At 65.0% G+C, this 21,133-nt stretch carries 28 protein-coding genes and 1 tRNA gene; 18 read left to right on the top strand and 11 right to left on the bottom strand.

The genetic code is table 11. The features are described from left to right. The first annotated feature begins 394 nt into the window (after window positions 1–394). The gene (locus H6G16_RS04875) at window positions 395–841 is read left to right on the top strand and encodes a hypothetical protein (RefSeq protein WP_190389166.1); all 447 of its coding nucleotides are present in this window, start codon (window positions 395–397) and stop codon (window positions 839–841) included. Between the two features lie 102 nt (window positions 842–943). Next, window positions 944–1,384 (top strand): hypothetical protein, encoded by a 441-nt coding sequence (locus H6G16_RS04870; protein WP_190389165.1) that lies wholly within the window; start codon window positions 944–946, stop codon window positions 1,382–1,384. A gap of 148 nt (window positions 1,385–1,532) precedes the next feature. Here the strand turns inward: H6G16_RS04870 and H6G16_RS04865 are convergent, their stop codons facing one another. The 7 genes from H6G16_RS04865 to H6G16_RS04835 all read right to left on the bottom strand — a co-directional run bounded on the left by H6G16_RS04865 (window position 1,533) and on the right by H6G16_RS04835 (window position 8,540). Then, on the bottom strand, window positions 1,533–1,931 hold the full coding sequence (locus H6G16_RS04865; RefSeq protein WP_347238794.1) for a sigma factor: 399 nt from the start codon (window positions 1,929–1,931) through the stop codon (window positions 1,533–1,535). Window positions 1,932–2,071: 140 nt separating this feature from the next. Next, complete coding sequence (gene terL, locus H6G16_RS04860; protein ID WP_190389163.1) at window positions 2,072–3,697, bottom strand: phage terminase large subunit; 1,626 nt, start codon at window positions 3,695–3,697, stop codon at window positions 2,072–2,074. Then, complete coding sequence (locus tag H6G16_RS04855) at window positions 3,697–4,233, bottom strand: hypothetical protein (protein WP_190389162.1); 537 nt, start codon at window positions 4,231–4,233, stop codon at window positions 3,697–3,699. The genes terL and H6G16_RS04855 overlap by 1 nt, the downstream gene beginning before the upstream one ends. A gap of 3 nt (window positions 4,234–4,236) precedes the next feature. Beyond that, on the bottom strand, window positions 4,237–4,611 hold the full coding sequence (locus H6G16_RS04850) for a hypothetical protein (protein WP_190389161.1): 375 nt from the start codon (window positions 4,609–4,611) through the stop codon (window positions 4,237–4,239). A 104-nt stretch (window positions 4,612–4,715) separates the two neighbouring features. Beyond that, the gene (locus H6G16_RS04845; RefSeq protein ID WP_190389160.1) at window positions 4,716–5,408 is read right to left on the bottom strand and encodes a hypothetical protein; all 693 of its coding nucleotides are present in this window, start codon (window positions 5,406–5,408) and stop codon (window positions 4,716–4,718) included. A 287-nt stretch (window positions 5,409–5,695) separates the two neighbouring features. Then, the gene (locus tag H6G16_RS04840) at window positions 5,696–8,326 is read right to left on the bottom strand and encodes a primase-helicase zinc-binding domain-containing protein (RefSeq protein WP_190389159.1); all 2,631 of its coding nucleotides are present in this window, start codon (window positions 8,324–8,326) and stop codon (window positions 5,696–5,698) included. Window positions 8,327–8,336: 10 nt separating this feature from the next. Continuing rightward, complete coding sequence (locus H6G16_RS04835; RefSeq protein WP_190389158.1) at window positions 8,337–8,540, bottom strand: hypothetical protein; 204 nt, start codon at window positions 8,538–8,540, stop codon at window positions 8,337–8,339. Between the two features lie 105 nt (window positions 8,541–8,645). On the opposite strand from H6G16_RS04835, the gene H6G16_RS04830 reads away from it, so the two are divergent. From H6G16_RS04830 to H6G16_RS04770, 13 genes are all read left to right on the top strand, one after another. After that, window positions 8,646–10,073: a DEAD/DEAH box helicase gene (locus H6G16_RS04830; RefSeq protein WP_190389157.1), complete on the top strand. Its 1,428-nt coding sequence runs from the start codon at window positions 8,646–8,648 to the stop codon at window positions 10,071–10,073. 74 nt (window positions 10,074–10,147) lie between these two features. Then, window positions 10,148–10,405, top strand: coding sequence for a plasmid stabilization protein (locus tag H6G16_RS04825; protein WP_190389156.1), 258 nt, complete (start codon window positions 10,148–10,150; stop codon window positions 10,403–10,405). Between the two features lie 47 nt (window positions 10,406–10,452). Then, window positions 10,453–10,875, top strand: coding sequence for a PIN domain-containing protein (locus H6G16_RS04820; protein WP_190389155.1), 423 nt, complete (start codon window positions 10,453–10,455; stop codon window positions 10,873–10,875). Between the two features lie 33 nt (window positions 10,876–10,908). After that, window positions 10,909–11,286 (top strand): VRR-NUC domain-containing protein, encoded by a 378-nt coding sequence (locus tag H6G16_RS04815; protein WP_190389154.1) that lies wholly within the window; start codon window positions 10,909–10,911, stop codon window positions 11,284–11,286. Continuing rightward, window positions 11,283–11,462 carry a hypothetical protein gene (locus H6G16_RS04810; protein ID WP_190389153.1) on the top strand — a complete coding sequence of 60 codons (180 nt, stop codon included), beginning with the start codon at window positions 11,283–11,285 and terminating at the stop codon, window positions 11,460–11,462. The genes H6G16_RS04815 and H6G16_RS04810 overlap by 4 nt, the downstream gene beginning before the upstream one ends. A gap of 43 nt (window positions 11,463–11,505) precedes the next feature. Further along, window positions 11,506–12,249 carry a hypothetical protein gene (locus H6G16_RS04805; RefSeq protein WP_190389152.1) on the top strand — a complete coding sequence of 248 codons (744 nt, stop codon included), beginning with the start codon at window positions 11,506–11,508 and terminating at the stop codon, window positions 12,247–12,249. Between the two features lie 84 nt (window positions 12,250–12,333). Next, window positions 12,334–13,053, top strand: coding sequence for a hypothetical protein (locus tag H6G16_RS04800; RefSeq protein ID WP_190389151.1), 720 nt, complete (start codon window positions 12,334–12,336; stop codon window positions 13,051–13,053). Beyond that, complete coding sequence (locus tag H6G16_RS04795) at window positions 13,050–13,286, top strand: hypothetical protein (RefSeq protein ID WP_190389150.1); 237 nt, start codon at window positions 13,050–13,052, stop codon at window positions 13,284–13,286. Before H6G16_RS04800 ends, H6G16_RS04795 begins: the two co-directional genes overlap by 4 nt. Next, the gene (locus H6G16_RS04790) at window positions 13,279–13,848 is read left to right on the top strand and encodes a hypothetical protein (protein WP_190389149.1); all 570 of its coding nucleotides are present in this window, start codon (window positions 13,279–13,281) and stop codon (window positions 13,846–13,848) included. Before H6G16_RS04795 ends, H6G16_RS04790 begins: the two co-directional genes overlap by 8 nt. After that, a complete protein-coding gene (locus H6G16_RS04785; protein WP_190389148.1) occupies window positions 13,848–14,138 on the top strand; it encodes a hypothetical protein in 291 nt (96 codons plus the stop codon). Before H6G16_RS04790 ends, H6G16_RS04785 begins: the two co-directional genes overlap by 1 nt. Window positions 14,139–14,182: 44 nt before the next feature. Continuing rightward, window positions 14,183–14,941 carry a KilA-N domain-containing protein gene (locus H6G16_RS04780; RefSeq protein WP_190389147.1) on the top strand — a complete coding sequence of 253 codons (759 nt, stop codon included), beginning with the start codon at window positions 14,183–14,185 and terminating at the stop codon, window positions 14,939–14,941. Continuing rightward, on the top strand, window positions 14,941–15,177 hold the full coding sequence (locus tag H6G16_RS04775) for a helix-turn-helix domain-containing protein (protein WP_190389146.1): 237 nt from the start codon (window positions 14,941–14,943) through the stop codon (window positions 15,175–15,177). Before H6G16_RS04780 ends, H6G16_RS04775 begins: the two co-directional genes overlap by 1 nt. Before the next feature lie 61 nt (window positions 15,178–15,238). Further along, window positions 15,239–16,144 carry a hypothetical protein gene (locus tag H6G16_RS04770; RefSeq protein ID WP_190389145.1) on the top strand — a complete coding sequence of 302 codons (906 nt, stop codon included), beginning with the start codon at window positions 15,239–15,241 and terminating at the stop codon, window positions 16,142–16,144. 18 nt (window positions 16,145–16,162) lie between these two features. Here H6G16_RS04770 and H6G16_RS04765 read toward each other — a convergent pair whose 3' ends face one another. Both H6G16_RS04765 and H6G16_RS04760 read right to left on the bottom strand, forming a co-directional pair. After that, window positions 16,163–17,455, bottom strand: coding sequence for a hypothetical protein (locus H6G16_RS04765; RefSeq protein WP_190389144.1), 1,293 nt, complete (start codon window positions 17,453–17,455; stop codon window positions 16,163–16,165). 127 nt (window positions 17,456–17,582) lie between these two features. Then, a tRNA-Arg gene (locus H6G16_RS04760) sits at window positions 17,583–17,656 on the bottom strand. A gap of 84 nt (window positions 17,657–17,740) precedes the next feature. On the opposite strand from H6G16_RS04760, the gene H6G16_RS04755 reads away from it, so the two are divergent. Together H6G16_RS04755 and H6G16_RS04750 are read left to right on the top strand one after the other, a co-directional pair. Then, window positions 17,741–17,974: a hypothetical protein gene (locus tag H6G16_RS04755; protein WP_190389143.1), complete on the top strand. Its 234-nt coding sequence runs from the start codon at window positions 17,741–17,743 to the stop codon at window positions 17,972–17,974. Between the two features lie 45 nt (window positions 17,975–18,019). Beyond that, window positions 18,020–18,733 carry a hypothetical protein gene (locus tag H6G16_RS04750; RefSeq protein ID WP_190389142.1) on the top strand — a complete coding sequence of 238 codons (714 nt, stop codon included), beginning with the start codon at window positions 18,020–18,022 and terminating at the stop codon, window positions 18,731–18,733. Here the strand turns inward: H6G16_RS04750 and H6G16_RS04745 are convergent. After that, window positions 18,712–18,954 (bottom strand): hypothetical protein, encoded by a 243-nt coding sequence (locus tag H6G16_RS04745; protein WP_190389141.1) that lies wholly within the window; start codon window positions 18,952–18,954, stop codon window positions 18,712–18,714. The genes H6G16_RS04750 and H6G16_RS04745 overlap by 22 nt on opposite strands. Before the next feature lie 38 nt (window positions 18,955–18,992). Then, complete coding sequence (gene rsmI / locus H6G16_RS04740; RefSeq protein WP_190389140.1) at window positions 18,993–19,871, bottom strand: 16S rRNA (cytidine(1402)-2'-O)-methyltransferase; 879 nt, start codon at window positions 19,869–19,871, stop codon at window positions 18,993–18,995. Between the two features lie 56 nt (window positions 19,872–19,927). On the opposite strand from rsmI, the gene H6G16_RS04735 reads away from it, so the two are divergent. After that, on the top strand, window positions 19,928–20,863 hold the full coding sequence (locus H6G16_RS04735) for a 3'(2'),5'-bisphosphate nucleotidase CysQ (RefSeq protein ID WP_190389139.1): 936 nt from the start codon (window positions 19,928–19,930) through the stop codon (window positions 20,861–20,863). Window positions 20,864–21,133: the final 270 nt, after the last annotated feature.

Genomic DNA, 21,133 nt, shown 5'->3' with positions numbered 1-21,133 from the left:
GCAGGCATGATTCTTTTGTTGATTTCATGACTTACGGAAAATCCTGAGAAGCGAAGACATGCCCTCTTTCGGCTGGAATGCGCTCTGAGCGAAGGCGGCACAGCCCTATGCTGATTGGGAGTTTTATCTGCAGCCATGAACGATGACGCCAAGTCGAGGCTGATTAAGCACCTTGAGGAAAAATGGAGCTCCCAGAATTGCCCAATGTGCGGGCGCAGTAGCTGGAATGTTCCCTCCGAGGTCTATGAGATTAGGGAGTTTCATGGCGGAGGCCTAGTTGTTGGGCCCGTTCCAATTGTTCCCATACTTCCCGTCACTTGCTCAAACTGTGGGAACACAGTTCTTGTGAACTCAATTGTTGCAGGAATAACAAGCGCATCAGAGGAGGAAGGCGATGACTGACGAATCAAAGAAATTTGACGTCTCGATCGAGTACAGGATTCTCGGACTACGCAATCGAGTCGCTATTACGCTACCGGTCGACGAGTGGAACGATCTACGGAAGAAGGTCGCAGATATTGCCGATGGTGGATCACACTTTTATGCCGCCGGCAATTTACTGATTGGCTTCGGACTGTCCGCTCTACTTGCGGGTGGAACATTCCATCTTGCGCCACCCAAGATTTGCCCTCAAAGAAGCGCCAATGCCCAAGCATGCGTCCAGGATGAGGTTGTGACTTATTTGCCCGAGCTGGCTTCCTACACCGTTGGGCTAATTGCGCTATCTACGGGTGCATTGGCGTTCTTCTTTGGAAGAGAAAGTGTAAAGCTGCAAAAACGAAGCAAGCTAAGTGTCTGCTCAGACATGGACATGATCTTAAAGAGATACGAGGATCCATAGCCGCGCCTATTCTTGATGCGCTCGCGAAAGAGATGTCCCATCTCTTTCTGGTTCCGTCCTCCTTTTGGGCCCCAAGAAGGGGCCTGGATAATTCTGAAGCCGATGACAAAGGTGATTGATAGCCTGATTAGGCCTGCAAAGATCGAGGAATTAGAATTGCTTGCCAAGCTCTATTCGAAGCAGCTGTCGGCAACTGGATTTGGTAGTTGCAGCGAGCCAGGCAAGTGCGATGCTTTGATCTCGCTTGTGAAGTCCTTATGCGAAGAAAAGAAATTATGGGTAATAAGTGATAGCATTGGCCCTATCACACTGGGGCACTACGAGCCAGATTTAGCGCATGTCGTTGCGGTTGTCACCCGCGACGACATGGAGCGAAAAGGATATGGGACGAGGATGCTGCGTGCCCTGACAATACTTGACCCATTAGTGAAGGTTTGTCCAGTAACTAGTTCAGGAAAGGCACTGGCGAGAAAGTGCGGATTTTCCCCGAGAGACGAAGATGATCCTTTTTGGTTTTATAGCACTTCATCGATAAAGCTTTAAATGAGCTCCTCGTGTAACTCATGCATTGGAACTTTGAAAAGTGGCCAAAGCGGGCGACAGGGGATGGATCAATAGCTCATTTTGTTATTTACTGGAATGTGATACTACTTCGGCGGGAATAGGGCAATAAAGCGGAGCTCGTCTAAATTTATTCCTGCTTTTCGCTCTCCATCGCCACAACCCGAACCGCGCATGCTTGGCAGATTCCAGCCCAGCGATCAGCCGAGAGCCCCAATTGTTGCGGGATTTCGTGGGCTACAACCCCTTCTCTCAAAAGTTTCTGCCCCCGCGCATGCAGCTCCCGCCAACGCCCTGGTACCGAGATCAAAAAACCCTTATCCCGCAGGTAGTGGGTGATCTCGCCGTTCACGAACGGCCGGGCGTAGGCGATGAAGTGATTGGGACTGCGGCCCGGGCGATGGATGTCGTAACGCCGTGAGGCTTTGATCAGCCCGATTGCCGCCAGCTGCTCGAGGTCTTCTTTCGGGTGCCCGGTGCGGCGCGCATAGTTGGCCGCCACCTTGGCAGCAAAAGGCAGGTGCTCCACCACCAAAGCATCAGCAGCGGCATGAGGCGAGCGCAAAGGGCCTCGCGAACGAACTGATGTCGTTACGCGAGCAATGGTCTGCTGGGGCCTGGGGATGTGGGCCTGTGGTGTGGGGATCATCAGGAATGGGGGTAGGTCCCTCAGCGGGAGAACAGCAGCGGCCGGGGCGTGGCCTTGCCCTGGCTGCGCCAGTGCTGGCTCTGCAGCCAAATCACGCCCTGGCAGAAGGCATCCACCAGGTCGTCGTGGGCCCCGTTGGGAAAACCCAGCAGTTCGCTGATCAGGGCGTCGTTGCCGCTGCGAAACGCCAGCTGGCCGGCTTCCAGCAAGGGAGCCACCGCATGGGCGCGGCTCACCTTGCTGCCATTGGGCCGCACAGCAATCAGGCCAGGGATCTGGCGGCGCAGCAGCTGGCAGACGGCCGGGCCATTGGCCGCGTCTTCGATCAGCACCGCACCAGGACTCAGGCGTTTGTCCAGAGACGCAAGGGTCTGGCCGAGGAAGTTGACCACCCCCGGAAGGTCGAGGCGGTGGTGCTGGCTCCAGATCACCTCGATCCGGTGTTTGTCGTCTCTCTGCGGTTCGGCCGGAGAGCGCACCTGGGCGGCACTGGGGTGGAGCTGTTCACCCCGTGCCAGGGCCTGGGCTGCAGGGTGGTGGCGGGTCTCCTGATCCGGGAGCAAGCCGAGCAGGCAGAAGCCGCAGTAGTCGTTCTCAGCTCCCCCCTTGAAGCTCAGGTCACAGCTCAGAACCACCGTTGCAAAGGGCCGTTGCACCGGCCGACCGTCTGGTGAACGGTTGCTCGCAACGGTGCGGATCCAGGCGCGTTGAAACAGCAGGCCCTCTGCCGGAGAGGGGCGCTGCTGATACAGCGCGTTCCACCAGTAACTGCCGGTGCGGATGCGGATCTGCTCCAGCTCCACCAGCGGGAACCGTTCCGGGCAGAGCGGCTCACCGGGCTGGCGCCAGTCCGGCTCGACGGTGCATGTGGCCGGGAACTTGATCTGCTGCTGGGGCGGTTGAGCTATGGCCGGCAAGTTCAGCACCTGCCACTGCTGCGGAGCGTCACCGCTCTCCTGCGCCAGCAGCCAGCCGATCAGATCGTCCTGGTGCCAGCGGGTCAGCACCACCACCTGCGCGGCTCCAGCACTGCCGTTCACCCCCGGTTCAGCTCGCGTGAGCCAGACGGACTGGAACCACTCGATCAGCTTCTGGCGTTGGCCGGCGGAGTTGGCGTCTTCTGGACCCTTGTAGGGGTCATCGATGATCCCCAGCGCGTAGCCCTTGCCGGTGAAGGGGCCGCGTACGCCGGCGGCGATGCAGCCACCGCGCTCGGGCGTCAGCCAGTTGCCCACGGCGGTGGAGTCCTTGGAGAGGGGATGGCCGACGGCACGGTAGTAGTGCCGTGCCTCACGGCTATGGGCATAGGCCAGCTCCGCCGAATAGGAGGCGATCGCGCAGAAGCGTGTGGGGTAGCGGCTCACCCAGTAGGCCGGAAACAGCTTCGAGACCAGCAGTGATTTGCCCATCCGCGGGGGGCAGCAGACGATCAGGCGGTTGAGCTCGCCCTCGGCCACCCGCTGCAGCAGGGCGATCAGGCGCTCGGCCCAGGTGTGGAAGGCGTAGCCGGGATAAGCGGCCACGATGAAATCACGGAAGGCCTGCTGGACCTGGGGGCCGTTCTGCTGGCGGCCTGGATCCGGACCATCCAGCAGACCCCAGTCGGCCCAGCGGTCGCTGGCCGGATCAACAAGCAGGCCTGCCATCAGCTTCTGCCCCCTGCTGCCTGCCCGTCCAGTGCCTTGAGAGGGGCCCGCAGCAGCCCACCGATCTCGGCGATCACCCGAAAGGCTCCCACTGCAGCTGAGAACTGCTCGGCATCCATCGCCCGCCGAGCGCAGTCATTGAGGGCAAAGATCTGCTCGGCTTGGTGGCGGCGCCGGTCGCTGATCAGCTCCTCCACCATGCGCTCGCGGGCCAGGTTGAGGTAACGATTGATCGTCTGGGTGTTCTTCACCCCCCAGCTTTCACGAGCTTTTTCGGCGATCAACGCCAGCGGAATGCGCTGGGCGATCCAAAGCTGCGCTTCTGCCACACGCCGCTCCACCTCCAAACGCGAGGGCCGAGGGGGTGGCTGCATGAGCAGTCCCCGCGTGCGGCGCGGGGGGTTGGCATGCCCGATCGGGCGGGCGGGGTCGGTGGGCTCATACAGCGGCTGGCCGTTGTCGTCTTCTGCGCTGGCGGCAGAGCGCAGCTCTTCCACCGGATCAGGGGCGCTGTACTGGTGGGTGTGCCGCGCCATGAGTCAGAACGGCAGTGCCGGCGTCTTGGGGGCACGGATAGTCCAAAAGGGTTTGCCGCGCTTTTCAGTGGCGCTCCCTTGCTGGATGGCGGACTCCTTGGCGGCCTTGAGCTGCTGCTCGATCAGTTGCACCACCGGCGGGAAGTCGTAGCTCAGCCGCCCGGGGCTGTGGGCAAAGGCCCAGTCGTTATGGGAGAAGGCTGGATCCAGCTCGCCGGCGGCCATTGCCGAGTTGAGGGCCTCCAGCAGGGGCTCAAGTTGCTGCTCCAGCTCCTTCTGCTGCGCCTTGATCGCGGTGACGACATCCAGCAGGGCATCGAGATCATCCGCATCTGCGGGGGATGCCGATGGAGCAGCAGCGAGCAGGAGGTCCGCCATCAGAGTGCGCTAGATCGTTGACCCGGACAAATCCGAGCCTGCTCAATCTAGCGGCTCTGCATCACGAGCCAATGTCCCGATCTGCCTCGCGGGTGCCTGGACGATCAGAAGGGTCGGTGGCTCAGGCAGTAACGGCTCCAGGCCGCAGCCCAGGCCGCCAGGCATTGCTCACGGCTGTAGAAGCTGCTGGTGAACGCCTCGCCTGGCTTGCTCCAGATCGTCTGGCCCAGCTCGTAGTGGTTCCCCTGAGCGGCCTCCAGCACCATGTAGCCGCCGAGCTGGGCGGCGGTGGAATAGGGCCTGCCGTGGGCCGAGAGGGTCTTGAGGTCGTAGAGCACCCGCACCGGCTGGCCGTGGCGTTCACTCAGTGCCGGTGACACATAGGCCCCATCGAAGGCGCCGGCGATGTTGCGAGTAAGGCAGCAAGTGAGCCGTTCGCTGGCGATCACCTCCACCTCCTCCCAGAGCGGCAGCTGCAGCAAAGGCAGGATCCAGTCGCGGTACTGGTGATGGCCTGGCATGGTTTCGGCATCCAGCAGGGCCTCGCTGGCGCTCTTGCCCACCAGGAAGCGGGCCTGGCTGTAGTGCTCCAGAGCGGCATGCACCGTGGTGCCCCGCGGCTGCCAGATCGGCCGCTTGGCTTCGATGGCTCGTTTGGCGGTCTCGCTGAGGCCGTGGGCCAGCACGCCGGTGATCGACACCGGAAACAGGTGATCGCCCAGCCAGTAGCGATGGGCCTCCTCATCCCGCCAGAGGCCGGGGATGGGATCAAGCCAGGTGGAGGTGGAGGTGACCATGACCGTTTCAGCTGTGACGCGGCGTGACGATCGCCGTAACAGCCGAGAGGGCGGGCCAGCAAAAGCGTCTAGGGGTGGCTGTAACGCTGTAACCCTTTTTCAGAGATAGAAGCTTTAGCAAGCAGCAGTGTCTGGTTGAGCAGGTGTGCATTCGTCTTTGAATTCATAGGGGGCTCTATCGGATCCCCGGAGCGTTACAGCGTTACAGCAGCCCAGATCGGTTGCGGGGCAATTGATCTGGGCGTTACCTCTGCTGTTATGTCCGGCCCGTTTGTGACGGCTGCTCGTTACAGCTCGGTCAGGGGAATGGCGACCGCACGGCTGACCATGCCGGCGCCACAGAAGCGCACCGGTCCGGCCCGTTGCGCACCAGCCAGGCGCAGCAGCACCACCGGCCAGCTGTTCTGCCAGGCGGTATCAGCAAGAAACTGCTCGATGGCCTTGGCGGTGTTGCTCACCAGCAGCCGCTCCTGATCCACCCGCAGGCCATGGCGCCCAAGGGTCTGGGCGGCCAGGCCCGCGCTCACGTCGATGCAACTGGCATGGCAGGCGGCCAGCTCCACCAGTTCACCGATGGTGCGGGTGACGGGTTTGTCGTCGGTCTCCACCCGCACCTGCCGCTGCAGGATCGTCTGCATGCAGCGGGCCTCATCCGGCACTTCGGTGCTCTGGCTGTAGCTCTCCCAGTCGTGGCAGGCGATGCAGTGCTCCGCCTCCTCCTGGGTGGGTACCGCATCACTGAGCAGCGACCAGGCTCCGGCCATCAAGGTGCCGTACTGATCGCCCAGGCGCTGGGAATCGAAGTGCCGTGCCGCCGCAGCGGAAAACACCACGACCGATTGGCGGATCACCGGGATCAACGACACGGTGCGGGCGATCAACCGCCGCGCCAGCTCCGGGGTGATGTGGCGTTCGAGATCGCGATCGAGGCTCTGCCAGTGCACCTCCCGCTCCTCCTTGCCCATCTCGGTGGGGCTGCGCAGGGTCAGCTGCGCGAACCGGCTCTTGTCGGCACCCTGCTTGAGGGCGGTGGCGATCGAGGACATCAGGAACATCGAGCGCACCCGGTAGCGGCTCACATCACCGCTGGGGGAACCCTTCAGCATCTCGGCGCTGCTCTCGCTGCTGGCCACCCGCGCCAGCGAGAGGATCGCCTGCATCCGCTGCTGATCACCCTTCTCATTGCTCTCCGCCTCATCGAAGACCACGGGCACGGCGTCGCAGCAGATGGTCTGGCGCAGGCCGGCTTCTGTGGTCGCGCCCACCACCACCAGGCTCAGATCGCCGAGTAGCGGCGCCACGAAGCGATCGAGGATCTGGCTCTTGCCCGAGCCAGCGCCGGCGGTGAGCCAGAGGTGGGGCCGCCAGCGCAGGGCTCCGCAGATCGGAGCCAGCACCACCCAGCCCAGGAGCAGGGTGCCGGAGGCCGGCACCTCCCAGCGAAAGCGGTTGGCGATGCCCACGATCACGGCCGCCTCCTGCACGGTCAGAGGCTCTACGCCGCACGGTCCCTCCAAGCGTTTGAGGCGCTGGTAGATGTGCCGCGAGCGGAAGGGTTTGGTGATCGGGTGCTCCCCCTCGGGGGTGATTAAGCGATCACCGAGGTGCAGCACCGTGCGGCCTTCATCCCACCAGGCCCCGCGGCCGCGGATGCGCTCCACTGCAAAGATCCCCATCGCGGCCGAGCTCTTGTGCAGATCACTGGCCGCTGCCGGCCAGTTCACACCGGTGCGGCTGGGGTAGAGGCTCTCCCAATACTCCAGTGGTGCCAGGGCCACCAGGTGGGTGGCGGTGTGGCAACCGCGGGGCAGGCGGATCACCTGACCGGTGCTCCCCGGTTGATAGAAGTTCGCGTCGGCGTCGTACCCCAGGCACTGAAACGGCGTGGTCGGCCTGGGGGTTGCTGCCGGGGCCAGCGCCGGCAGCGAAGCACCATCGCCGCTGCCACCAGCACCTGTCTCTGAGGGTCTCCATGGCTGGGCTGCTTTCGCCAGCTGCCGAGCAGCCTGCCGGGGTGTCCAGTCGGCATCGGCCAGATCCCAGCCTTGGGGCAGATCTGCCGGTAGGGCCACCAAGTGCAGCTCGCAGTCGAGGGGATGCAGCAGGGCGGCCAGGCTCTGCATGGCTTCCACTCCGGCCGCATCCGCATCAGGCCAGAGCGTCACCGAGCGGCCGGCCAGCGGCGTCCAGTCCGCCTTGGCGATCGCCTTGGAGCCGTTGGCCCAAGTCAGCACCACATGGTCTGGGAACAGACGAGCGGCCGCATCGGCGGTGCCCTCCCCTTCCACCACCAGTACCGGGGCCTCGGGGCGCTGCTGCAGATCTGGCAGTCCGTAGAGCGGCCTGGGGGTGGGCCAGTCGCAGCTGAAGGCATCACGGCGGCTGGGGCGATGCCAGTCCCCGTCCAGCCAGACGCGATGCAGGAAGGCTTTGCCGCCGCTGCGCAGCCCGATCCGCTGGATCCAGAACAGCACTTCCCCTGCGCGATTGCGGTAGGCCCACTGGGCGGTGGCCCCGCGGTTCAACGGTGGCGGCGGGGCATCGGCGGGAGGTTTGTCAGGCATCCGCCAGGGCTTGCCGTTTCGGCTGGTGGCCCTGCCGGCACTGGTGCCCTGGTGATCAGGCACCAGGCCAAGGAAGGCCTCCACCTGCCGTGCTGCCTCCACAAAGCTCCAGCCCTGCCGGCGCATCAGCAGGTCGATGCCGGAGCCAGCGCCGCCGCGCTGGTCCTTGCCGCCGCACTGGTTGCAGAACCAGGAGCCGCTGCCGTCCTTGTCGTCAAAGCGGTAGCGATCCCTCCCTCCACAGAGCGGGCAGGGTTGATGGCGATTGCTGAGCTGCTCGCTGCTCAGCCCCGCCAGAGCAACCAAAATCTCCGGCCAGCGGCCCTGGGCCGCAGCAATGGCATCAGGGGCCATGGGTTCCGGCTCACCTGCTCGCTGCTGAGGTCGCGGCGGGATTCGGTGATGCCCGATCCGGTCTGTCCAGCAAGAGTTCGCGGTCCATGGCGGCATCCAGCACCTGCCGCAGTGCCGCCGAGCGACTGAGGGAGCCGTGACGCCTGCGGGCATCCAGCCAGGCGAGTTGCTGCTGGGTGATCGAGACACTCACCGGCAGGGCGTAGTCGGGCATCAGGCCATTGCTCGTGGTCTGCAGCCTAATAGCCTTGGCCATGCCTCGCTAGCCTGAGCCAAAGAAGGCGAGTGGCTAGCAGTCGTCCCGCTTGATCTGGTGCCAATGCCGTCAATCGTTCTGCGTGACTACCAGCTGCAGTTGTTGGTCGATCTCCGCGCCGCACTCAAGGCCCACCGCCGGGTCTGTGCCGTGATGCCCACCGGCGCGGGCAAAGGCCAGACCATCGGCGCCATCGCCCGCGGCGCTGCCCGCAAGGGCAGGAAGGTGCTGGTGCTGGCCCATCGGGCCGAGCTGATCGAGCAGCTCACGGGCACCGTTCGGGCCTGGGGGCTGGAGCCCGATGTGATCGCCCCTGGCCAGAGGCTGCAGGGCCGGCAGGTTTCCGTGGGCTCGGTGCAGACCGTGGCCCGGCGGCTGGGGCAGCTGCCTGTGCCGGATCTGATCATTCAGGACGAGGCCCATCACCTGGTGGCCGGCAACGTCTGGGGCCGGATCATCAACACCTGGCCAGAGGCGCATCTGATCGGCAAGACCGCCACGCCCGAACGCCTCGATGGCAAAGGGTTGGGCGTAGAGGCCGGCGGCTTTTTCGAGGCCCTGGTGCTGGGGCCCTCTGCGGCCTGGCTGGTGGAGCAGGGCTGGCTGGCCCGGCCCAAGGTCTTCTCCTGGCCAGGTGCCAGGAACAGCAAGGGGCAGGGTCCCGAACTCCAACAGCGGATGGGCGAGTACGACCTGGAGCAGGCGGCGCGCGCCTTCGGGGACCGGGCCGCGATCGGTGATGCGGTGTCGCACTACCGCCGCCGGCTGCACCCCGGCACGGCCATTTGCTTTTGCTGCACGATCCAGCACGCCGAGCAGATGGCTGGCGCCTTCCGCGCTGCAGGGATCAGGGCCGCGTCGGTGAGCGGTGGCACGTCAGCGGAGGAGCGCAAACGGTTGATCGCCGGGCTCGGCACCGGCGAGGTGGAGGTAATCACCAGCTGCATGATCATTTCCGAGGGCACCGACATCCCCTCGGTGGGCGGCGCGATCCTGATGCGCCCCACCGCTTCCCTGAGCCTCTATCTGCAGATGGTTGGCCGGGCCCTGCGTCCCGCACCGGGCAAGCAGGAAGCGGTGATCCTCGATCACGTCGGCAACGCCCATCGCCACGGCCTGCCCACCGATGAGCGCGAGTGGAGCCTGGCTGGCCGCCGCCGCCGGGAGGGCGTCTCGATTCCGATCAAAGACTGCCCGGTCTGCTTCTGCAGCTGCCCCAGTGCCGCCCAGGTCTGCCCCGACTGCGGCCATCTGTTTCCTGCCGAGGACCGCGATGAGCAGCGCCGTGGGCTTCAACTGCTTGAGGGTGAACTAGTCGAGATCAGCGGGTCGGATCGGCACCGCCCCAAGCTCCAGCAGGCCCGACCACGCCGGACGCACCCGGCCGCCGGCTGCCGCACCTTCGAGGACTTGCTGCAGCGGGAGCAGGAACGCGGCTACAAGCCCGGCTGGGCCCGCCACGTCTGGGCAGCACGGCAGCGCAGCACGTAATCGCTGGGCAAGCGAGCAGCCGCCAGAGGCCTTAGCGTTGACTGCAATGCTGTCAGTGCAAGCGGGAGTCATCCATGGCCAGCCTCACCATCCGCAACCTCGACGAGCGCACCAAAGCGCAGCTGCGCATTCAGGCCGCGCGCCATGGACGCTCGATGGAGGAGGAAGCCCGCACGATCCTCCGCACCGCCATCGAAGCCCGGCAGCCTGTCGCTGGAGGCAAGGGCCTGGGCACTCGCATCCATGAGCACTTCGCCCAGCTCGGTGGCGTGGAGCTGGAGCTGCCAGCAAGATCATCCCTGCCTATCCCCGCGCAGTTTGAGGGCGAATAGGAAGCGGAAACCTCGGGAGATCAGGCACCACAGGAAAGGAGTTTGCGGTGATCGTGCTGGATACCAATGTGATCTCAGAGCTGATGCGGCTGCAGCCGGAACCGCGGGTGCTGGCCTGGGCCAATGGCCTTGATCCAGAGGCAGTGGCGATCACGGCGATGAATGAAGCTGAAATCCTGCACGGTCTGTCCCGGCTGCCGGATGGCCGCCGTAAGCAGCAACTGCAGCAGAGCTGGGATGCGCTGGCGACCGAATTATTTGCGGGCCGAATTTGGCCCTTCACCAGCGAAGCGGCCCACTGGTACGGCGAACTGCTGCAGCGGCGGGAATGGCTGGCCCGACCGATGGCGACAGCGGATGCGGTGATCGCAGCCACGGCGCTGGCCCATGGCGCTCCCCTGGCCACAAGAAACGTGGCCGACTTTGCCGAGATCGGGCTGGAGTTGATCAATCCCTGGGACGTGCGCTGATCATCCCCTTCGCCCTGCCCGGCAACAGGAGGCATGGCCTCCTCCCCCAGCGAACACGAGATCCAGCAGCGCATCCGCTTGGCCTGCGGCCGCGGACCAGTGCGGCTCTGGCGCAACAACACCGGTGCCCTGATCGACCAGCAGGGGCGCTTCGTGCGCTTCGGGTTGTGCAAGGGCAGCAGCGATCTGATCGGTCTGCGCTCGCTGGAGATCACGCCTGAACTGGTCGGCCAGCAGATCGCTCAGTTCGTTGCCCTGGAGATCAAGACGAACTGCGGGGTCATCAGCACTGAGCAGCGCGCCTTCCTGCAGGCGGTGCAAGATCTCGGCGGCCTTGCAGCCGTCTGCCGCTCGGTTCAACAGGCCCAGGCAGTCCTGAAGCTGAGCGCCGTCGGCGAGCAAACGGCATGACTCGGCCCGAGCTTCGCGGGCAGCTGCAGGCGCTCGCTCGCCGTCATCCCGGTGCACACCCGTACACGCTGGCCCTGCGCTTCCAGGCTCAGACGGGCCGGATCCTGAGCGGCCAGCAGGTCAAACAGCTGCTGGCCGAGCCGGTGAACCACTCAATCCATGCCGCCAAGTCTTGACAGGCTCTGGCTTGCAATGGCAAGTAGGTCGTAGAATCGGGCTATGACATACGACATGGACCTGACGGGGCGCTCCTACCAGGCCGTCCTCGACTGGCAGCAGGAGTCACGTCGGGCCTTCGGGAAGATGCTGTTGAACTGGCGCCGCCGCAACGGCTGGACCCAGTACACCGCCTGTGAGTGGGGCGCGGAAGCGAAGTTTGAGGTGATCTCCTACGGCAACCTTTCAGTCATCGAGCAGGGCAAGGCTGGCGAGCTGCGCCAGAAAGCTTTTTTCCAGCTCGAAGAACTGAACCGAAGGTTGCTGGATAGCAATCGACGACTGGAAGGGGTCAAATCCCAGCGCATTCGAGAACAGCTCGAATATGCAGAGCCATTACGGGGCAACGACGGAAAACCCTGGGATGCCGTTGATTTCTGGAGCTGCTACATCGGATATCTGGCCGTCCCAGAGACTTACCAGGCAGTTCTCTCTCCCACGTTCTCGTCGAAAGAAGCCGAAGATCTCTGTCAGAACTGGAGGCGCCATGTGCGTCGTGTGATCAGAACGCGCGACGCCGACGTCACCGATGCCTTGGAGCAGCTCGCCGCGTCGGTGCCGGAGATGTACCGCAAGCGTTTTCGAGAGGTCCTGGCCCTCGACGACTACTCCACTTCCGAACTGGCGCAACTCTGGGTGCAAGACGAGCAGTTCCTTCCTGACGAGTGGATCCGAGCCTGGGAAGCCGACGACCCGGCAGGAGCGCCCAAGCCTGCCACCCGGCGACGCAGGAAGGAACCCGGATAAATCCGAGGACGCCAACCGATTGCGGCTCGCGTTAGAAAGCCGCTAAGCTCAGGCCAGCGGGCACGAGCCCGACACCCTGATGCCATGACGCAGATCCCCGCACGCGCAGACGTGCCAGCCGGCGCCCTTGAGTTGCTCGGCGAAAAAGGCAGCGCCGAGCGCGCCCTCACGGCCGCCCTGGCCTCCTTCCAGGAACAGGTGCAGGCTGTTCCGTCCCTTGACCTGGCCGCCGTGGTCGAAGCGGCCAGGCCGGCATTTGCCCAGGGCATTGCCTTCAGTAGCCAGCTGGTCGACATCCGTGGCCGCCACAAGCTGCGGGTCACGGTGATGCACGCCGGTGGCGCCGAGGTCAGCAGTGAGGAGTGGGCCGACGAGGTCGACGACCCACTTCAGGCTTCCGGCTGGATGCTGGCCATGCTGCTGGGCATTCCTTTGGACAAGCAGGCTATGCCTGTAGAGCCTGAGGCAACTTCTACTGTTGAGCTCGCTTCTGCTGGTGCGCAACGTCCCGCTCTGCCGGCGAAGACGTCCTCTGTTGAGGCATCCGAACCCTGTGCAGGCGCCGGTGGCGGTGATGTCGCTCTCGAGCCACTCACGGCCCAGGAGATTGAGGCCACGCACCAGCGCATCCTGGCCCTTCCCCAAGCCGCGCGGCGTGAGCTGACCACGGCGTTCCGTGAGCACTTCCAGGTGCCGCGCAATGCCCGCTCGATCGGTGATCGCATCACCCAGCACCAGCACAGCGCCTTCATCGACCGCTTCCTCGAGGAGTTCGAAGGCGCTCAGGCAGCTGCCGAGCCGTGAGCAAGCCCCGTCGCTATGGCGAGCAACCCCGCTCCCGGGCCGGTCGCCATGTCATCCAGACCCAGGTGCGCACCGACGTCTACCTGCAGGTCCGCGAGCTGATGGAGGCCCGCAACCTCTCGGCCAGCGGCGCCGTGCATCACCTGCTGCGCGAGCGCCTTGGCCTGCCGCCGCTGGCCCCATTCGATCAACCCCTCGCGTCCACCGTTCACCCCGAGTCAACCCATGGCTAAGACGATCTTCCGCACGCCCCTCGCCGAAGTGCGCTGGGCTCACCTGATCACGCCCCGGCACCAGCTCGACAAGAGCAAACCCAAGGCCTGGACCTGCGATCTGCTGCTTCCCAACAGTGACCAAACGGCGCAGTCCTTCCTGCTGGCGATGGAGGACCAGTTCATTGCTCTGCATGGCAGTCGCAAGCGCCGCGCCGAAAAGGGCTTCCCCTGGAAGCCGGATAAGGAAAAGCCCAGTGAGCTCACCGCGGTGCGCTTCAAGGTGCCGCAGTTCCAGCGGCGTGATGGCTCCCTGTCTGAGGGCCCCCGCATCGTCGATGCCAAAAAGCAGCCCTGGGATGGGGCCGCCATCGGCAACGGCTCCAAGGTCGTGGTGGCCTTCGACATCTACGACTGGGATGGCGAAAACGGCTGCGGCATGACCTTCCAGCCCCGCGCCGTCCAGGTCGTCGAGTTCGTTCCCTACGAGCAGGTCGATCCCACCGAGGGCTTCGAGGAACAGGAGGGTTACACCGCTGGAGGCGGCTGGGTTGTGGATGACGACGAGGAGGCCGCCTTCTGATGGCTGCTCCTCACTTGGTCAGCAACGGCGGCGCTGGGCGCCGCCCCCAGCTTCCGGCGTTCTGCCGCACCCGCCGGCCCACAACCGTCGCCGTCACGGTCAACAGCCTCACCGCTCTGCGACTGCTGGTGGTGGTGGGGCTGCTGTTTCAGCTGAGCACCCTGCTGCTGGTGATCGCCGGCCCCGTGCCGCCGCGGCTGCGAGCGGTCAGCACCAACAGCCCTTTTCCCCCAGCAGCAGGCGTCGCCGCCAGTGGGGCCCAGCCCATTTCACCGACCTCAGACCGATGAACACCACAACAACGTCGTCCCATCCCTCCACAACTGTCGCTCTGATGAGTCAGCAGGCTCTGGTCTCCCGTTCCTGGAACGGCACCCCGATCTCTCGGCGCACCAGCGATGGCTACGTGAATGCCACGGCCATGTGCAAGGCCAATGGCAAACGCTGGAAGGACTACCGCGAGTCCGACCGGTGCCAGCACTATCTGGATGCGCTGGAGAGCGTGGCCGGAATTTCCGTCCACGCCCTGGTTGAGTCCCGCTCAGGCGGCGCCGGTGGTGGCGGCACCTGGGTTCATCCCCAGGTCGCTGTCGACCTGGCCCGCTGGATCAGTGCGCCGTTCGCGGTGTGGATGGATGGCTGGTTCCTGGAGAGCGTCCAGCAGGCCCAACCGACTCCCGTCGAGACCCCTCCAGCTCGGATCCGGGAAGCCGACGTGATTGCCCTGGTGGAGCGGAGCATCAATCTGTTCGAGCGGCTGGGCGGCCTGGATCAGCGCGACCAGCTTCTGTTCAAGGACATCGTCCGCAGCAACGTGCTGACCGCCAGTGCTGGGTTGCTCCCCGGTGCGCCGACTGACGAGGAGCTCACCTTGGGAGATGCCTGGCTGGAGGTGTTCCAGCAAGCGCTGCCGCGCAGCCAGTTCTGCGCCGCCGGCAAGCTCGTGGCCAGGGCTTACCGCGAGGAGTTCGGCGAAGAACCCCCGTGTCGCCAACAGTTTGTTGACGGGGCCCCGCGCCAGGTCAAGAGCTACCGCCGCAGCTGGTTGGTCGACACGCTCCAGCGCTGCTGCGCGCAGCTGGCGAGGGCCTGATGGACACCCAGGTCACGACCACCCGCCAGCGGGTCTGGATCAGCACAGCTCAGGCCTGTGAGCTGCTTGGTATCAGCCGCGAAACCCTGCGTCAGCTGCGGCTGCGCGGGGTGCTGCAACCCGGCAAGCACTTCCGCCGCTGGGGCTGCACCGAAGGCAAAGGTCCCCTGCAGTGGCATGGGGAGAACATCGAGGCCTCGATCACCGGCTGGAGCCGCCGCCATCTCAAGCAGTGAGTGAGGTTGCAGGCGCGGCCGCTCTTCCTACGGTTCGTGAGAGCGGCCTGCCGATTGCCTGGTGTCTCTGCGAGCGCGTTTCATTGCCGTTCTGATCGGAGTGGGGGCCCTCTGCGGCAGTCCGGCTGTCGCCCAGGTCCTGAAGATGGACTACCAGAACAACCGCATGAGCGGTTCGTTACGCAGTGGCGCCTTGGAGGTCAACGCGCAGCAGCAGCGGCGGATCAACGAGTCCGGATCGAATGTGCTTCAGCCGGTGGCTGTCGTTCGTGTGAATGGCAACGAGGTCGGTCGGCTCGTTGGCGCTGAGAAATGGGGTGGCAGTCCAGCTGCGGTGGTCCAGATCGCAGAAATGGATCCGGAGAACCCCTACCCCGAAGTTCTGCTCTCTTCCTTCACCGGAGGTGCGCACTGCTGCAATCAGATCCAGGTGCTCACCAGCGATCGCAGCGGGCAGAGCTGGCGTGAGGTGACACTCGGGCCCTTCGACGGGGGCGATTCACCAGCAGAGGACCCGTTGCGGAATGGCCGCTTCCTGATCGTCGATGTCGACAACCGGTTCCTCTATCGCTTTGCCTGCTACGCCTGCAGCACCGCACCTGCCCGCATCTGGCAGCTGCAGGGCGATGCCTTTGTGGATGTGTCCCATCGGCCTGAGTTCAAACCACTTCATCGCCGCAACCTGCAGCGCATGGCCGAATGGTTCCAACAGAAGAACCCTGAATCACCCAATGGGTTTTTGGCCGGTTACGTCGCCAACAAGGCGCTGGTGGGCGAGCTGTATGACGGCTGGGATCGCATGACCCAGCGCTACGACTCCTCAGACTGGGGGTTGAAGGAGTGCAAGGGCGACCTGGATGACAACGGCAAGTGCCTGGGCCGGGAAATCGTCTACAGCTCTTTCCCGGAAGCCTTGCGGGCCTTTCTGATCGACACTGGTTACATCAAGCCAACCGGTGAGCAGTAGCGCTGCACAGCAGCAGGCTCAGGGCGTCATGCCACTGAGCCGTTGGGCCGCTTTGCTGAAGGCGTCATCCACCACGTCATCCCCACACCAGCGGCTGTAGGCCGCCAAATGGGTCTGAACGCTGTGACCCATTGCGGCGGCGACGACCTTGGGCGGCAGGTCACAGATCACGTGGGCCCGGTGGGCGTAACCGTGCCGGCAGGAATAGAGCACCAATTTTTCTCCCTGGGTTTCGTACTGCTGGCGTAGGTGTTGCCAGTGGTCTCTCCGCAGCAGGTAGCGACTGAAGGAATCCGAGCCGAAGCCAGCTCGCATGGGCGGGAGCTTTGCCGGATCAAAGGTTTCGAGGAGCTGCCATTCCGTGGCCCATTGGTCACAGGGCAGCAGCCGCAGGGGCCTGGGCTTGGTTTTGCCGCGAGAGGCAACCTTTTCATACGTGCACCAGAGCCGCCCCTGGCGAAGCTGCAGATGCTGCAGCTCTTCGGGTCGCAGACCAAAGGCGCAGAGCAGTTGAAAGGCAAACCGCCAGCGCGGGTCTGGGATGGCCTGCACCATCGCCAGGATGTCTGGCACGGCGATTGGCGTCGTGACCGCTCGGCTCTCCCGTGACCGGCCGATGATTGTTGAGAGGTCAGGCGGCGGAGCCCATTGGGCTGGAAGCAGCTTCTGGCTGGCCGCCCAACGCAGCAAAGCAGCGGTGTACTGGATTTGCAGTCTTCTGGTGCGACAGCCAGGGCGCTGACTCCACAGATCAGCTTGCGCTTCCAGCAGTTGGGTTGCGTCGCGGGCAGCCGGTGGCCCTTTCGCTGTCTTGAGGACCAGCGCCATTCGCGGCTTGTAAAGCCGTTCCCAGGTCGTTTCCTTGATTTCACCGCTGCGCAGCTTGTGCTGCTGGTAGCGGCGGATCAGGCCGGCCCAGTCAATCGAGATAGGGCGGCTGGCTGTTGCTGGAGATGGAACGCTCTGCTGCAGGTTTGAGGGCTGGCTGGCCATGGCTTCTGCCTGGCGCCTGGCCTCAGCCTCAGCCTTCGCTGTACTCAGCTCGGCGACGGAAAGCTCGAGAGGGGCCCCGTTTTGGAAGGCCTCGTAGACCGTCACCACGCCGTCTCGGATGGCTTCGAGTTGGTCCGACTCCCAGGGATATGGCAGGAGCAGCTGCTTGCGCTGCCCGTCCCCGGCGCGAGCCGTGATGTGAAGCCGGGCACGTCCCCTGAAATTCGACACCGTCCAGCCACTGCGGCAGCCCCTCTGGCCGAGGGCCCGCAGGACGCCGCCGCGGAGCAGAACATCCCATTCCGGGACCGCTGGCATGTGAGAAGGTATGTGAGAAGGTCCTTCTCACAGCCTGGCATGGGCGAGCAGAAGCCGGCAAAGCCTGTCAGCCCAAAAGCCAGTGTCAGAAAGGCTTTTGGGCCGAGAAAGCAGGCCCTGACTGAAACGCCCCCTGATGGATTCGAACCATCGACCGGCTGCTTAGAAGGCAGCTGCTCTATCCAGCTGAGCTAAGGGAGCTCGTGTGTTCATGATCGCGCACGCGGCCAGTCGCCCCTTTCAATCAGCCGTCCGCCAGAGTGGAAACCTTCTGGTGTGTGGGTCGTGCGTTCTTCCTCGGTGCTGGCTGGTGTGGCCCTGCTTGCCCTGGGAGCGCCTCTGGGGGCCCAGGCGGTCAGCCTCGAAGAGGCTTGCGGCAGGTTTGCCAGCAAGATCAGTGCGGCCCAGGCCGCTGGCGATCGCCAGAAGGCCCAGACCATCTACCAAGAAGGCAGCCAGCGCATCGCATCCAAGTTCAACCGCGCCACCTGTTCCAACGTCAAGCCGCCCACTCCCTGAGTGCCAAGCCGCCCTTAGAGTGGTCTGCTGCGCACGTTTCGTCCCATGGCTGCCACCCGGCTCACCGACAGCCAGAAAAGCGAGATCGTGGCGCGCTTTCGTGCCGGTGAGGGCAGTGCCGAGTTGGCGGAGGTGTATGGCTGCACGGCCGGCACGGTGAGCCGGGTGGCCAAGGCAGCCCTGGATCCGGCCGAATATGAACAGCTCAAACAGCAGCGCGGTCGCCCCACCAAGCCTGAATACACCGCTGAGCCCAAAGACTCCGCCACCGGAGACGTTTCCCTCAACCCAGCCAATTCCGCCACCGCGGAAGACGCCTCGGTGCTGGCGATCGACGATGCCGACGATTTCGGCGACGACTTCAGTGACGACTTCAGCGACGACGACTCCGCCGATCAATTCGTGGAGGTGCCGGTGCTGCTGGGAACCCACGCGGGCGAGCCAGCCCAGTGCCTTCCCCTAGCGCAGGCGCCCCTGCCGGCCAGCGTTTACATGCTGGTCGACAAGACCGTGGAGCTCCAGGCCAAGCCGCTCAAGGAATTCCCGGAATTGGGGCAGCTTCCTGATGGCGAGGAGGAGCGTCAGGCCTTGCTGGTGTTTGCCAATCCGCGCCAGGCCAAGCGCCACTGCGGCCGTTCCCAGCGGGTGATCAAGGTGCCCGACACCCGGGTGCTGGAGCGCACCGCCCCTTACCTGATCGCCCAGGGCATCAGCCGGGTGGTGATTGAGGGCAGCCTCTACTCCCTGCCTGGCAGCTGAGCGTTGCGGGGGGCCAGCAGCGCCGCGCTGCAGCCGCCGCTGATCACGCCGATCACCAGGGCCACCCCCACCAAAAACCCAGCCGGCAAGGGAGCGGTGCGGCTGAAGCCCAGGTTGAGGCTGGGGCGTTGGTCGAGGTTCTGGGCGCCCAGGCAGAGGATCGCCAGCAGCAGGCTGCCGCCCATCAGGCTGGCCATCAGCAGGCGCGCGCGCACAAACATCGGGCCAATGGGGCAGCTGCTGGCGGCAGTCTGCCGCTTCAGCTGTCGGGCTGCAGGGCGTGCTGGTGCAGCAGGGCGTAGAGCTCCCGCTTGCTGTGGCCGGTGCGTTCGGCCAGCACCTTGGCGGCGGCGTTGCTGCTGTGGCCCGCGGCCTGCAGGGCCTGAAGTTCGGCCATGAGGCTAGCGGCATCCCAGCTTGGCGGCGGTGGCGGCGTGGCGCCCCCCAGCACCAGGGTGCACTCCCCCTGGGGCGGCGTGCGGCGGAAGTGCTCCAGGGCTGCGGCCACCGTGGGGCCTACCTGCTCTTCGTGCCGCTTGGTGAGTTCGCGGGCCACCCGCAGGGGCCGATCCCCCAGCACCGCCAGTAGGTCCACGAGCAGATCCTGCAGCCGGTGCGGCGCCTCAAACAACACAACGGTGCGGGGCTCGGCGGCCAGCTCCTGCAGGCGCTGGCGGCGCTGGGTGGCCTTGGGCGGCAGAAAGCCCTCAAAGCAGAAGCGGCCGCTGGGCAGGCCGCTGCTCACCAGGGCGGTGGTGACGGCGCTGGGGCCGGGCACGCAGATCACCGCCACGCCTGCATCGCGGGCGGCCGCCACCAGCGCCTCGCCGGGATCGGAAATGCCCGGCAGGCCCGCATCGCTGATCACCGCCAGGGCCTCACCGGCGGCCAGGGCAGCCAGCAGTTCGGGGATGCGGGCGGTCTGGTTGTGGGCATGGAAGCTCACCAGCCGGGGCCCCTGCTCCTTCTGGCGCAGGCCCAGCTGGTGCAGCAGCAAACCACTGCGGCGCGTGTCTTCGCAGGCGATGCGGCTGACGCCGGCGAGCACCTGGCGGGCGCGGGGCGAGAGGTCGGCCAGGTTGCCGATGGGGGTGCCCACCAGATAGAGCACGCCGGGGGCGGGTTCGGGGGCTTGCACGGCGGGGGCGTGGGCTTGGGTGCGGGCTCCTGCACAATGCTGATCCCTGCCCCACCATGATGCCGGCTGCCCTCCCCCTGCCCTCGGGCATTGCGCTGGAGGGGCTGCTGGCGGAGCTGCGCCGGCTCAGCTGGGGGGCGGCCGACATCCTGCTGGCCTACGGCCGCGGCGAGCAGCCCCCCTACGGCTTTCCCCGGGCACTGCGTGTGGATGAGGGCGGCGAGGGCCCCGTGAGCGCGGCCGATCTGGCGGTGAACCGCTGGTTGCTGGAGGGGCTGGCCGCGGCGTTCCCCGCTGCCGATTGGACCGTGCTGAGCGAGGAGACCGCCAAGGAGCAGCTCATCGATGGCCAGCCCCTGGACGCCGAGTGGCTGTGGATCCTTGACCCCCTCGATGGCACCAAAGACTTCCTGCAGGGCACCGGCGAGTACGCCGTGCATCTGGCGCTCGTGCACGGCGGCACACCGGTGCTGGGGGTGGTGCTGCTGCCGGAGCTGGAGGAGCTGTGGCTGGGGGTGATGCCCTCCCTTAACGGGGCCAGCGGCGAGGCCTGGTGCGAAAACCGCGCCGGGGCCCGCAGTCCGGTGCGCTTCAGCGGCCGGCGGGCGTTCGGCGAGCTGGTGCTGGTGGCCAGCCGCAACCACCGCGATCAGCGGCTGGAGCAGCTTCTCGCGGCCCTGGCCCTGGGCGACACCAAGGCGATCGGCAGCGTGGGCGGCAAGGTGGCCACGATCCTGCGCGGCGACACCGATTTCTACATCTCCCTCTCCGGCAAGAGCGCTCCCAAGGATTGGGACATGGCTGCCCCCGAGGCGGTGCTGCGGGCCGCCGGCGGCGCCTTCAGCCATGCCGATGGGCGACCGCTCAGCTACAACACCGGCGACATCCGCCAGGCCGGCTGCCTAATCGCCAGCCATGGCCTGTCCCATGCCGAGCTGTGCACCAAGGCAGCGGCAGCGCTGGCCACGATTGATCCGGGTTTTGGAGTGTAACGGCGCGGGCATTTTTGTGTGAGTGGGGTGGTGATGTCGGTTGTTCTGGCTACCTTCAAGACTCCTTGACTGCGCAGCGTGACGGCACCTGCATCGCTGCACCGCCCATGGCTAAATCGCTCTTCTCTCCAACGACTTCCAGGTTTGTTTGAGAGTCCATTGCGCTGGTATCTGGCTTTGCTGTTGATTGGGGCCGTTGCCTCGATCGGCGTCGGCAATCCAATTGGCAAGTTTCAGATCCATCGGCTTGTGGAGGTTGGGCTGGCCCTT

Origin of the sequence: Cyanobium sp. FACHB-13342 (assembly GCF_014697415.1) — a bacterium.
Taxonomy (GTDB): domain Bacteria; phylum Cyanobacteriota; class Cyanobacteriia; order PCC-6307; family Cyanobiaceae; genus Cyanobium_A.
This window is presented reverse-complemented; position numbering and strand designations above follow the sequence as displayed.